Annotated in this window: 9 protein-coding genes and 1 tRNA gene; 6 read left to right on the top strand and 4 right to left on the bottom strand. The window is 50.3% G+C overall.

Annotated features, from left to right (window positions below):
* Positions 1-91 precede the first annotated feature (91 nt).
* From KNV97_RS02745 to KNV97_RS02735, 3 genes are read left to right on the top strand one after another with little or no spacing between them, the layout of a single operon-like run.
* Positions 92-1,420: a TolC family protein gene (locus tag KNV97_RS02745; protein ID WP_218562068.1), complete on the top strand. Its 1,329-nt coding sequence runs from the start codon at positions 92-94 to the stop codon at positions 1,418-1,420.
* A complete protein-coding gene (locus tag KNV97_RS02740; RefSeq protein ID WP_218562067.1) occupies positions 1,417-3,588 on the top strand; it encodes a type I secretion system permease/ATPase in 2,172 nt (723 codons plus the stop codon). Before KNV97_RS02745 ends, KNV97_RS02740 begins: the two co-directional genes overlap by 4 nt.
* A complete protein-coding gene (locus KNV97_RS02735; protein ID WP_218562066.1) occupies positions 3,588-4,775 on the top strand; it encodes an HlyD family efflux transporter periplasmic adaptor subunit in 1,188 nt (395 codons plus the stop codon). The genes KNV97_RS02740 and KNV97_RS02735 overlap by 1 nt, the downstream gene beginning before the upstream one ends.
* 107 nt (positions 4,776-4,882) lie before the next feature.
* Here the strand turns inward: KNV97_RS02735 and KNV97_RS02730 are convergent, their stop codons facing one another.
* Positions 4,883-5,398, bottom strand: coding sequence for an NUDIX hydrolase (locus tag KNV97_RS02730; protein ID WP_218562065.1), 516 nt, complete (start codon positions 5,396-5,398; stop codon positions 4,883-4,885).
* Between the two features lie 309 nt (positions 5,399-5,707).
* Here KNV97_RS02730 and KNV97_RS02725 point away from each other — a divergent pair, with 309 nt between their 5' ends.
* From KNV97_RS02725 to KNV97_RS02715, 3 genes are all read left to right on the top strand, one after another.
* The gene (locus tag KNV97_RS02725) at positions 5,708-7,363 is read left to right on the top strand and encodes an ATPase RavA domain-containing protein (RefSeq protein ID WP_136483949.1); all 1,656 of its coding nucleotides are present in this window, start codon (positions 5,708-5,710) and stop codon (positions 7,361-7,363) included.
* Between the two features lie 7 nt (positions 7,364-7,370).
* On the top strand, positions 7,371-8,816 hold the full coding sequence (gene viaA, locus KNV97_RS02720) for an ATPase RavA stimulator ViaA (RefSeq protein ID WP_218562064.1): 1,446 nt from the start codon (positions 7,371-7,373) through the stop codon (positions 8,814-8,816).
* Positions 8,817-8,975: 159 nt separating this feature from the next.
* Positions 8,976-9,049 (top strand) — tRNA-Cys (locus tag KNV97_RS02715).
* 208 nt (positions 9,050-9,257) lie between these two features.
* Here the strand turns inward: KNV97_RS02715 and KNV97_RS02710 are convergent.
* From KNV97_RS02710 to KNV97_RS21850, 3 genes are read right to left on the bottom strand one after another with little or no spacing between them, the layout of a single operon-like run.
* Positions 9,258-10,466, bottom strand: a complete 1,209-nt coding sequence (locus KNV97_RS02710) for an alpha/beta hydrolase (protein ID WP_256611857.1) — start codon at positions 10,464-10,466, stop codon at positions 9,258-9,260.
* Positions 10,432-12,261 (bottom strand): TonB-dependent siderophore receptor, encoded by a 1,830-nt coding sequence (locus KNV97_RS02705; protein WP_256611855.1) that lies wholly within the window; start codon positions 12,259-12,261, stop codon positions 10,432-10,434. The genes KNV97_RS02710 and KNV97_RS02705 overlap by 35 nt, the downstream gene beginning before the upstream one ends.
* On the bottom strand, positions 12,251-12,646 hold the full coding sequence (locus KNV97_RS21850) for a hypothetical protein (RefSeq protein WP_256611854.1): 396 nt from the start codon (positions 12,644-12,646) through the stop codon (positions 12,251-12,253). Before KNV97_RS21850 ends, KNV97_RS02705 begins: the two co-directional genes overlap by 11 nt.
* Positions 12,647-12,752: the final 106 nt, after the last annotated feature.

Genomic DNA, 12,752 nt, shown 5'->3' with positions numbered 1-12,752 from the left:
GCATGCTTTAACCAGGGATGGTAGAGTGAGAGTGAAACAAGAGGTTCAAGGAACAATCGGAGCTATTCGGCCTCAATTAACGGCTGAGTGGTTGACGAAACGAAAAAAATGCGTGGGGTTGGTCACCGGACTGATGATAGTGATATCCGGTTCTGCGATGGCTCTGAGTGACAGCACACAGTATGCGGCTGCTTCTCAACCGGGGGCTTATTACGCAGATACCGGGGTGACCTTGCCTCAGTTGGTTGAGCGTGGGTTAAGACTAAATCCAGATGTTCAGGCGGAAACAGCCCGTGCGCAGCAACTGCTGACGGAAGTGGATATTGCGAAAAACGGTTATTTACCGTCAGTGTCGATGGCGGCAGGACTGGAGAACAGTCTCGACGGAGAGCTTGGCTACGATATTGTGTTGTCACAGATGTTATTCGATTGGGGGCGGGTTGCCAGTGAAGTCGATGCAGCGCAGTCAGAACAACTCGAGCAGGCCCAGGCACTGCTGGTGACACGCAATGAGGCCGCGCTCGAAGTGATCGAAGTTTGTTTGGATGTTCAGGCAGACCGACAACACTTGGCCGTTATTGATACTTATCACAGTCAATTGGTATCGATTCTCGAGTTGGTCGAAGATCGGGTTCAGGGTGGCTACAGTGACAACGCCGAACTCGGGCGTATGCGTCAAGCTCTGGGATATATGGAAGAGCAGTTTGCGCTGATCAGTGGCCGCTTACGTGACAGTGAACAGCAGTTTCGTTTATTGCTTAAACTCTCTCCGCAAAATTTGCCGGATCTGCAAGCCAGTACGGATTTTTTCGCCAGTCTACGATCGCCGCAAGTCCTTGCCAGAGCTATAGCTCGTTCACCTCGATTTTTACAGGCTGAACAGGAGATGGCGTTGGCCCAGGCCAATATCGAGCAAGCGAAAGCGCGCCTGAAGCCACGTCTGGTATTAGAAGCTACGACTCAACGGCGCGAGATTGGCAGCAGAATGACAGACGACTCCGGCCTGGCGTTGAGGCTACGTCTCGATACCATGCAGGGTCTGGCCGGGTTTCAGCGTGCAGAAGCGGAGCAGCAAGCTTTGGAAGCCGCGCGTTGGCGTATGGATGCGGTGCGTCGGGAGATGGAACGCAATGTCATATCATGGCGTGAAAATCGCTTGGCGTTAACCCAAAGAGTTCGTGCCCTTGATGAGCAGGTTGCGCAGACTGCACAAATCCGCAGTGCCTACCGGGAGCAATTTATTGCGGGTTTGCGCAACATTAACGAATTGATCAGTGTTGAAAGGGAAGGCTATGAACTGGAAAGTCAAAAAGTCAGTGCAACTAGCGAATTTTTACGTCTGCCTTATCGCGCTGCCACTGATATGGGGCTATTGACCCCTTTCATCACCGGTACTCTTGAGCGGAGTCTGACACCATGAGCCATGTGACCAAATTGCATCAAAGCCAGGCACAAGGTTCGGGAAAACATTATCAGTTTCAATCCCGGCAGCGTGATCCTCTGCGAGAAGGGTTATCATTACTCTGTTTTCAGTTAGGCCGTGTAATCAATAGTGCGGAACTCGGTGATGGTTTACCCCTGCAAGCGGGAAAACTGCCGCTGGAGTATGTTCCCAGAGCGTTACATCGTGCCGGCATTCAGGGACGGGTATTTGATGCTGAACTGGAGAGCCTGACCGGACACTTGTTGCCGGTGCTGCTATTGCTGACTGATGATACCACACTATTATTGGTTGGCTGGAAAAATGACCAGGCCCGATTATTGCTGCCCGAGTCTGATGGCGGTGAACAGTTGATGCCCCTGCATGAATTACAGGCACTGTATTCCGGTACCGCTATCGTTGCGAAACCTGTTTATCACCAGGATGGCCGTGCGGGTGACTTTGCACAGGATACTCGTGAACATTGGTTATTTGGCCCGCTGAAAAGCGGTTGGCGCGCTTATCTCGAAGTGGGTGTCGCATCTCTGGTGGCTAATATGCTGGCGGTTTCGACCGCGCTGTTTGCGATTCAGGTTTACGACCGAGTCGTCCCCAATGATGCCTTTGAAACTTTGTTTGTATTGGCAAGTGGTGTGGTGATTGCGGTCATCCTCGAGTGCATTCTCCGATTGGTGCGTGCTGCGGTACTTGATTCCACCGGGAAAAAGCTGGATCTGCATCTTTCATCTCTGTTGTTTGAACGAGTGATGCAGATTCGTCTTTCAGCCAAACCTGGTTCGACAGGGGCGTTTACCAGCCAAGTACGAGAGTTTGAGAGCGTGCGCGAGTTCTTTACCTCTTCAACTGCTGCGACTATCAGCGATCTGCCTTTTGTGCTTATGTTTGTGGTATTGATTGCTTATATTGGCGGCGTTGTCGCTTGGGTGCCTGTGGTTGCGATTACCCTGATGTTGCTGCCGGGCCTCTTACTGCAAGGGAAACTCAGCCAGTTGTCACGTGCCAATTTACGTGAGGGTGCTGTCAAACACGGATTATTGCTGGAAACCATAGATAATCTGGAAACGGTGAAAGCTACGCGTGCTGAAGGACGCAATCTGCAGTTATGGGAGTTGCTGTCGGCGGAGTTGATGGATGACGGGCAGAAAATTCGTCGCCTGTCTGCATTGTTGCAGTATGGAGCAGGTATGGTACAGCAACTTTGTTATGCGGCAGTTGTCATTGTTGGTGTGTTTCAAATAAGTGCAGGTAATCTGACCGTCGGGGGCTTGATTGCCTGTTCTATTCTGGCATCCAGAGCAATCGCTCCGGTCAATCAGGTCGCCGGCATTTTAGTACGCTGGCAGCATGTCAAAGTGGCGCTGGAAGGGTTGGATGCTTTGATGCAAGTACCGGTGGAACGCCCTGAAGGACGGCAGTTTGCGAGAAAACCTCATCTTAAAGGGCATTATCGGCTGGAAAATCTGCAATTTCGTTACGGAGACGATTTGCCTTTAGTGCTGGATATTGCCAGTTTGGAAATCGCCGCAGGCAGCCGGGTAATGCTGCTGGGGGGAAATGGCTCAGGGAAATCAAGTTTGTTGCGTTTGCTGGCTGGTATGACCGATGTCACCGCTGGGCGCCTGCTGTTAGATGATGTGGCGTTGGGTCAGATAGAGCCGACTGATCGTCGGCAAGCGATTGGTTACCTTCCGCAGGATATAGCGCTGTTTTATGGCTCTTTGCGAGATAACCTCTTACTGGATGGTGCCCGTCATGCCGACGAAGAGCTATTTGAAGTGTTGGATGCTGCCGGGTTGGGCAGTGCGGTTCGAGCTCATCCGCTTGGACTGGATATGCCAATCGTTGGTAATCACAGTGTTTCCGGCGGGCAGCGCCAGGCGATTGGTCTGGCAAGAATTTTTCTGCAGGATCCGGCGATTGTACTGATGGACGAGCCGTCCGCGGCGTTTGATCAGGCCAGTGAAGCCAGAGTGATTCAACATCTGCAGAATTGGCTACAAGGCCGCACGCTGATCATGTCTACTCATAAGCGTTCAATGCTCGCGCTGGGTAACCGGGGTGTGGTACTGCAGAACGGAAAAGTAACCATGGATGGTCCGCTGGACCAGTTAGTCAGTAAAACCGGTACGGTAGGGGAAGCGCGTTAATGGCGAAAAAATTACCTCAGCAGACCATATTGCATGAGCTTGATGAACAACGTTATGGCCGGTTACATCCGGCAGTACGACCGGGATTATGGTTCAGCACATTTTGCGTTGTAGTGTTTGTAGTTTGGGCATGCTGGGCAGAAGTCGATGAAGTTGTACGCGGAGACGGCCGCATCGTTCCGGTCAGCCGCCTGCAGAAGATTCAGAGTCTGGAAGGGGGCATTATTGATCGAATACTGGTCAATGAGGGCACAATGGTAACGGCTGGTCAGGTGTTAGTACGTCTTGATCACACCCGTTTTTACGCCGCATTTATGGAAGGACAAAGTCAGATTCGCTCGTTGCGGGCATCAATCGCGCGGCTTGAATCCGAAGTGAAGGGCTTAAATCAAATCTTCTTCCCTGCTGAAGTGGACATTAATAGCCCGGAAGTGAGTACCGAGCGCTCATTGTTCCGGGCCAGACGTGACAAAAAAAACCAAGCGGTGGCCTCTTTAAGGGAAGAGATTGCATTATCACAGCAGCAACTGACATTGATTGAACCTATGGTCGCTCGTAAGTCTGTTAGTGAAATCGAAGCACTGCGCCTGCGTAAGGATATTGCCAGTCTGAGAGGGCGCTTGGTCGAAGTTGAGAATGCTTATATTCAGGATGCGTATACCGAGCTTACCGCAAAAAAAGCGGATTTGGATGCTTTGCAGCAGACCCAGATACAGAGTAAGGATCAACTCAAACGAACTGAATTGATTTCGCCGGTCAAAGGGCGGGTCAATAATATCCTGGTGACCAGCAAAGGTGGGGTGGTTCAGCCTGGTGAATCAATTATGGAAGTGCTGCCGATCGAAGATCAATTACTGGTTGAAGCACGGGTGAAGCCTAAAGATGTCGCATTTCTGGCGCCGGGAATGAAGGCCCAAGTAAAAATTACTGCTTATGATTATACCATCTATGGTGACCTGGTTGGCACGCTGGAGCAGATTAGCGCGGACACTATCGAAGAAGATACCGCGAAAGGCAAAGAATACTATTATCAGGTTCTGGTACGCACGGACAAAAACTTTCTAGAGCACAACGGAAAGTCTCTGCCCATCCGGCCGGGTATGATAGCCCAAGTGGATATACTGGGCAGCCGGCGCTCCATTATGAGTTATTTATTGAAGCCGCTGCTGAAATCAAAGCTTTATTAAACAGCAAGCATTACAGGCTACACGATAAGAAGGTTCATCCGCCCAGTCGGTTGTAGCCAAGTTTATTCCGGGTCTGCGGGGGCGTCTTTAAGATACGTCATTTTAGGTCAAATATAGCCGCACAGCCGGGCTTTGCTCAGACAGGCGATGGTTTTGCTGTCGGTGATGTCACCATTGATAATCTTCTGTTCCAGTTGCTGCACCGACAGTTCGACGACTTCGATGACTTCATCCTCATCACAGCCCAGCCGATTGGTTTTGCTTAGCTGTTTCGCCACGTACAAATACTGGATTTCATCACAAAAACCAGCCAGTGGTGTCACGGACCCAAGTGCAATCATTTCGTTTGCGCTGTAGCCAGTCTCTTCCTCCAGTTCCCGGTGCGCGCAGGTCAGTGAGCATTCACCGCGCTCCATGGTTCCGGCAGGTAGCTCAAGCAACCATTTTTTCAGTGACGGACGAAATTGATGCACCAGGACGATCTTGTTTTGGGCTGTGACGGGCAAAATAACCGCTGCGCCGGGATGTTCGATGGTGGTATGAGTAATCGTGTGTCCGTTAGGTAGCTGCACCTCTTCTTCAGTCAGTGCAATAGTTTTCCAGCTGTGTATGGTTTTGCTCATGCGGGGGTACTTCGTGTCCGGTAGTCGCGAACCAGAGGTTATCTCCGGCTTGGTCTTCACCTTATCTTACTTCTCGCTCGGACCCAAATACAATTGTGCGACACTTGATGGCACTTATTCGCCGTTGATAGGGTATTCGTTCAGATTATGAACGTTATATCTGCAATCATTGATTCTGCATTACGGCCGCAGGCAGGAATCTGATATAAAGTCGTGTTGAAATGAAATTTAACTTGTAACAAAATGATAACAAATGTATAAATTTATTAATTCAAATGCCCTTTTTTCACCCCGCCGTGGAGCGATTTAATGATCAATCCTTCTTCTGCCTCGCACGCGCAACAGGCGTTGCTCTCCGAACGCATCAATAAACTGGCCAAAGCGCTGTCTGACGGTGTGTACGAACGTGAAGGTACCATCAAGCTATGTCTGCTTGCTGCACTGTCCGGCGAAAGCGTTTTTTTACTTGGTCCTCCGGGGATTGCCAAAAGTCTGATAGCAAAGCGCCTCATTCAGGCCTTTGATAATAGCAGTTATTTTGAATACCTGATGACACGTTTCTCGACTCCGGAAGAAGTCTTCGGGCCACTGAGTATTCAGGAATTGAAAGATAACGGGCGTTACGTACGCCTGACGGACGGTTATCTGCCGACCTCGCAGGTGGTTTTTCTGGATGAGATCTGGAAAGCGGGTCCGGCCATTTTGAATACCTTGCTGACGGTCGTTAACGAGAAAACCTTCAAAAATGGTAATGAGATCGAGAAAGTGCCGATGCGTCTGCTGGTCTCTGCATCCAACGAATTGCCCGATGAAGACAGCGGCCTTGAAGCCTTGTATGACCGTATGTTGGTGCGAGTGTTTGTTAACCGTATTCAAAATAAACAGAATTTTAAATCCATGCTGACGGTCGGTACGCCGCAAGAAGCGAGTATCCCGCCAGGCTTGGCGATTACCGATGCAGAGTATCATCAGTGGCAGGCTCAGCTTGACAAGCTTGCTCTGGGTGACGACGTATTTGAAAAGCTGTATCAGCTTAAGACACTGCTCGAACAGGCGGTGGAACGCAGCAATCTGGCTGAGATGGATATGTATGTGTCCGATCGACGCTGGAAAAAAGCGGTCAAGCTACTCAAAGCCAGCGCCTTTTTTAACGGTCGCAGTGCCATCAATCCGCTTGACTTGCTGCTGTTGCAGGACTGTTTGTGGAACAGTCCTGAGTCCCGTGATGTGGTACGTGATGTGATTCGTGAATTTGCCTTGCGTCATGCCTTTGACCAGTCCCAGGTCGAGCAACAGATTACCTTATGCCGTGAAGATTTATCTTCTATCCAGGATGAACTGGAAGCGGATTTTGGTATGCACTTGTCGACAGAGACCTCGACCGGCCTGATCAAAAAGCAGATCCATCACTATGATATCCGCGGCGCTAAAACCTATCGCATCGGTGCGGCTTATGACTTGGTCAAAATGGTGCTGCTGCAGAGCAATATGTCGGTATCCGAGTCGGAGAAAGGCGACAGTCGCTGGGTTTATCTGCCAAAAAACGAACTGGAGCGAGTGATCAAAGATGGCCACGGCGATGTGTACGGCTATGTGAACCAGAATACCAATTTGTGTCGTCTGCGCTTTGATGTCGATGCAGGCGATCAACTGGTCATTAAAGATATCGCCAACCGCTCGGTATTGGTTTCTCTGGTGACAGAGCATGGGCTGGACAATGAACGTTATCAGGAGTGGCTGCGTAAGGCAGAGCAGGCGATGGCACAGCTTTCTGACGCCGAACATCACCTGCGCAAAGTGCGTTCAACGTTCCATGGCGCGTTGCCTCACAACTTTATTGACCCCGAGCTGCCTACCGCAATGGAAGCGACCCTGCAGCAATTGCAACAACAACTGGAAATCATACAAACGGAGTGTGAAAAGAGCGTATTACGTTATCGTAATCTCGACCAGTTTTTCTCGTAGGTGACTTATGCTTGGTGTGGACGGATTGAATCTGGCCCTAATGATTGCGGACTCCGGTATTATCGATAGTGCCGTCAACGATTTAATGGGTCGTTCACAATTAATGATGATGGCCGAAAGCCGCGGGGTCAAATCCACGGTCAAAAACCATCTGCTTAAATGGCGTGGCAGCGTTAAGAAGCGCATTACGCGGGTGTGTGAAACTGAGCGCTTCCAGGAGGAGCTTTCTCTTTACCAGGCAGTGATTCACTGGGATGAGGGGATGTTTTTTGAGCGCATCAATGATGTGGTCAAACAGCTGGAGTGGCATTCTGCATTCTATTTGCCGGCCCGTCGTCTGTTGGAAAAGAACAAGGGTATCCACAACCCGATGTTCCCGCACTATTTTTGCGATCAATGGTATCAGTCGTTAACGGACGCGATTAAGCAAGCTCAGGTGATGGAGCTGGAAGCGAACAAGGAAAAACTGCTGGCTGACCTTTATCAGCGCATGGAAACTCTGCGCAACATGGATAAGGTGACGGAGTCGGGTGATGCCGGCAGTGTTGGCCGTTTATGGGATATGGCGTCGGCGAAACTGAGTCGTGGTGATCTGTCTGTGATGAAGCGGCACGCGGAATTTCTCAAGAAGAACCAAGGGCTGCAAGACATTGCCGAGAAGCTGGGCCGAATGGCCAGTGATGTGGATGATCCGGATCTCAATCGGGCGCCGACAGAAGAGTTGCAATTGGTGGAAGAGAAATCCGATGAAGCCACCGATGATATTGTCGGCATTCACGAAAGTGATGATCTCAATAAGTTGCTGCCCAACGAAACGCTGTTTCTGGCTTATCCGGAACTGGAAGTGGTGTTTTATAAGCACTTAATCGACAAGCGGTTGATGAACTATCGCATGCAGGGCAAGTCCCGGACGTTACGCAAAGTCAAAGCGCATCGTCCGGATAATCAGCAGGCTGACATTGAGAAAGGGCCGTTTATTGTGTGTGTGGATGCATCAGGTTCTATGAACGGTTTCCCGGAGCAATGCGCGAAGGCGATGGCCTATGCTCTGATGCAGATTGCCCTGGCAGAAGACCGCGATTGTTATGTGATGCTGTTTTCGACCGAGCATATTACCTATGAACTGACGCGCCAGGATGGCCTGCGTGAGGCGAGCGACTTCCTTAGTTACGCCTTTCATGGTGGCACCGACCTTGAGCCTGTGATGCTCAAATCGATTGAGCTGATGAGCAGTGGTCGTTATAAAAATGCCGATATGGTGGTGATTTCCGATTTCATCGCCCCTAAACAGGATGAAGAGGTTCTGGCCCAGGTTAAACGACTGAAAGCCGGAAAAAACCGTTTTCATGCTCTTAGTTTGTCCAAATATGGTAACCCGGAGTTGATGAGCATGTTTGATCACTGTTGGCACTATCATCCCAATCTGGTCGGACGATTGATGAAAAAATGGTGATACCCGGTGATTGACGCTATTTTTGCCGTATAAATATTCAGTTTGGTTTATTTGTCAGCAACTAAACAAGAAAATGATTTTTTTTGTTTGACTCTCCCGGCTCAATCCGTAAAGTGTGCATCGAACGCAGCGGGAGAGCCCGATGCAAGTTCAAGGTAAGGCGCGTTGGCAGAGTGGCCATGCAGCGGATTGCAAATCCGTGGACCTCGGTTCGACTCCGGGACGCGCCTCCATTCTTTCCTTGAACGTCAGACGACCAGCCAAGCGCTGGTTTTTTTATACCTGAAATTCCGGTGTGAATATTCCAATCTGATTTAACTGTGGTCCAAAGCTAACTTCGCATTTTCTGTTATCCGGGGTTCTGTTTCGCCGGGCGTTGTGCTAACCGGAATCAGCCAGGTGACTGACATGACCCGATTAGCACGGTTCGGGTAGTGGCACTTACCGGTAATAGTGCTGCAGGAGCGCTTGTGTCTGCTGTACCGAAATGTCCATCTGAGGCCAGAGGCGAGCTTTGTGTTCGAGAGCTTGCAATCGGTTGCGCTCCGGCTTCAGTGAGCTGCCAAAGCGCTGATTTAAAGACTGGTAGTTTGCACTGACGCGTTCGAGAGAAAATGTCGTCGGATTCAAATCAAGGCGATAACCACGAAACAGCCACTGCAGGCCATGATAAACCGCCAGATGATAAACGGAGTGATGGTCTTCTTCGGCATAATAGCGGCTGGTGATATCTCTTTCAGGTGCTGTCTGGCGTTGTTTCTGCTCAGAGGCTTGCAGGATTTGATCGGCAAATTTCAGCAGTTGGTCACGATGGAATTCGGAACGGCCAAATCCCGGGGTGTAAGGATTATTAGCAATCGCGATAAAGAGCGAGGACGGAAAGTGCGGCTTCTGTTTGAGCCGCTGCGTCAGTTGCTCGCTATGACGGGGAAAATCAAACCACAGACTGGCATCAATCGAGATAATTCCTTGAAAAGCATCATTATCTTGCGTAAACGCATCCAGGGCCAGCAAGCCACCCAGAGAATGGCCGACTAACAACGCTGGGCGTGTGGTACGAAACTGCTGTTCAATCTCCTGGCGTAACTCACGGATGAGGTAGGTTAAAAATTTGTCGCCACCACCAGTGGTAGCATAGGCTTTTCCTGCGGGCTGGCCATTAGGCAGCGTTTGAGTGTGGCTGGGAGTGTAATCCCGCATTCGGTCGGTGTTATGGATGGCGACGATGATCATCGCGGGCAGCGCGGGCATGAGCCCTCCCCGCAAAGAATCGGTGATACCGGCAACTTCTAGCAGGTGTTGCTCTCCATCCAGCAGATAAAGCACCGGAAAGTGCTGCCCGGTCTGTGAATCATATTCTTTGGGCAGATAAACGCTGTATTGGCGTTCTTCATTCAGAACGGATGAATGGTGGGTGTGGCTCGAAGCATAATTTACAGGTTGTGCCTGGGCTGTCGTGAAGCTCAACATTGCGATCAGAGTACTCAGTAGTTTTTTCATCATATAATGGTGTATCGGCGCTCGCTCATTTGGCCAGACTGATGCTAAACAGCGTGGCAGAAGATTCCCCGCCACGCCGCGTGTCTGGGTCGCTGAATAAAGGACTTTATCGGTATCAGTTAAATTTGTAGGTAAAACCAGCCATGACATTAGCGGGCTCACCATACATATTGAATGTCGTGGTAGAACCGACACGGTAGAAGTATTCGCGATCAAACAGGTTGTAAACATTGAGCGTTGCCTGCATGTTGTCGGTGATATCATAACGCAGGGCAGCATCAAAGATCGCGTAACCAGCCTGATGTGTGGTGACTCCGCTCTTGCTGAACGAGTAGTTGCTCAGCGCGGTCATACCACCACCGATGTGTAAGCCCGGGATCCAGTCAGCCAGGTGGTAGTCAGTCCACAATGACAATGAATGGTGCGGTATGGCATCAAACTTACCGTTGTGATCGCCTGACTTTTCATTAATGTCGGTATAGGTATAGCCGGTCATTGTCATCCAGTTATCGGTCAGGTAACCGGTCGCTTCAAGTTCTATGCCTTGTGTTTCGACTTTTCCGGTAGCCCAGTAGGTGTTGCTGATTGCCACACCACTGTCATCATAGGCTTGCGCGGCAATATTATTGTCTTTCATCAGGAACAGCGAGGCACGGGTATTCAGGCGGCCGTCAAGCAAGGCCGATTTGATACCGGTTTCCCACTGATGGCCCTCTCGCGGTTTCAGCATGTCGCCATTTTCATTTTGGCTGGTCTGTGGTTTAAAGACCTTGGAATAACTGGCGTACACAGAATGCTGATCGTTGAGGTCATAAACTACGCCAGCGTAAGGGGTCAGCTTAGCGTTGAAATCGTCTTCCTGTTTGGTGTCAGCCCCGGTGCTGATGACAGTATTCACCGTTTCCAGATCGTACCAGGATACCCGGGCGCCGGTAATGACCGCCAGAGGTTCCAGCAAACGCCAGGTCACCTTGCCATATAAACCGATCTCGGAAGACTCGGAATGGACATTTTTGCTGTAGCGGTAAGTCGGTTTAGTGACACTGGCCGGGTCATAATTAAACACGTTAATTGAGGCGATGCTGCGGTTGGTGTAGCTTTGTACATCGGATTCATAGCGTTTGTAATCACTGCCCACGACCATTTCGCTGTGTAGCCCAAACAGATCAAACATCTGGCTGTAGTTGATGTCGAGAGACGTGTTTTTTTGCTGGTTAGCTTGCGCGCTGAACATCAATCCGGTGTTACCGTCTTCATCAACGGCGCCGTTGGTGTAAGTTTGCTCCAGGGACATGTCATGATCCATATAGCGCGCAGAAATCTGACCGACACCGCCATTGCTAAAAGCGTGCTGTAAAGAAAAGCCGACATCTGTGGTATCAGCATGAAAGTTGTCGTCATCCGCTCCCAGGTAGGTCGTACGGCTAATATCGAGCATAGAACCATCACTGTAGGCAGGCAGACCATTGGTGGGCACAATGTCTTTGGTTTGATGCTGAGCGTAGACAGAGAGCAGGGTGCGATCCGTCAGATCAAACTCCAGAGTACCGTAATAGGTGCCGTTGTCATTGTCGTTGTCATCGACCTGGTTTTTAATATCGGCATTAGCGACAACCATGCGCCCGCGTACGCTGCCTGAGTCATTCAGTGAACCACCCACATCCGCTTCGAGATAATGACGGTCCCAGCTGCCGTAACGTGCCGTCACTGAACCACTGAATTCTTCGGTGGGGCGCTTGAGAACCATGTTGATCACACCACCCAGTTCGCTGGTACTGTTAAATAAACCAGAGGGGCCGCGCATGATTTCTACCCGGTCTACAGCAGCCAGCGCAGGCAGAGTGCCGTATTTACTTTGCATCGGTGCCGGTAAGCCATTCAAATTGACTTCATCGTATTCATAGCCGCGCGAGAAGATGGACGAGCGTCCGCTGTCATTCACCATGGTACGTAACCCGGGGGGTATATTTGGCCAGGTCGTCGACCGCAACAAAATTCCGCTCTTCAATGTAGTCATTGGTCAGCACCGTGATGGACTGAGGGATATCGCGCAGTGCCGCTGGTGTTTTGGTTCCGACTGTCGCTGAATCAACACCATAACCACCCGTCTCTTCAGAAGAGGCCATACCGTACAGGGGGTTACCGTATACCACGAGGATCTCTTTAGAAGATGATTCCGCTGCTTCGGTGTGGTTTTCCTGTCCGGTGTAGTTCTCCTGTCCGGTGTTGTGGTGCTCTTGGGCGAAAAGCGATGGAGATGCAGACACACCAAGTGCAAGACTGACCGCGATGGCTAAAGGGCGCAGATGAGTAGTATTAGCGACAACCATGAATATTAACTCCTTAAAGCGATATGATAATCATTTTCATTTGTTTTTGTCGGCGTTAATATATCACTCAGTATCCGGCAGGAATTTTGCGGATTGTTCATTTTAT

This window comes from Vibrio ostreae (genome assembly GCF_019226825.1).
Taxonomy (GTDB): domain Bacteria; phylum Pseudomonadota; class Gammaproteobacteria; order Enterobacterales; family Vibrionaceae; genus Vibrio; species Vibrio ostreae.
The sequence above is the reverse complement of the archived record's forward strand: the minus strand, read 5'-3'. Positions and strand labels throughout refer to the sequence as shown.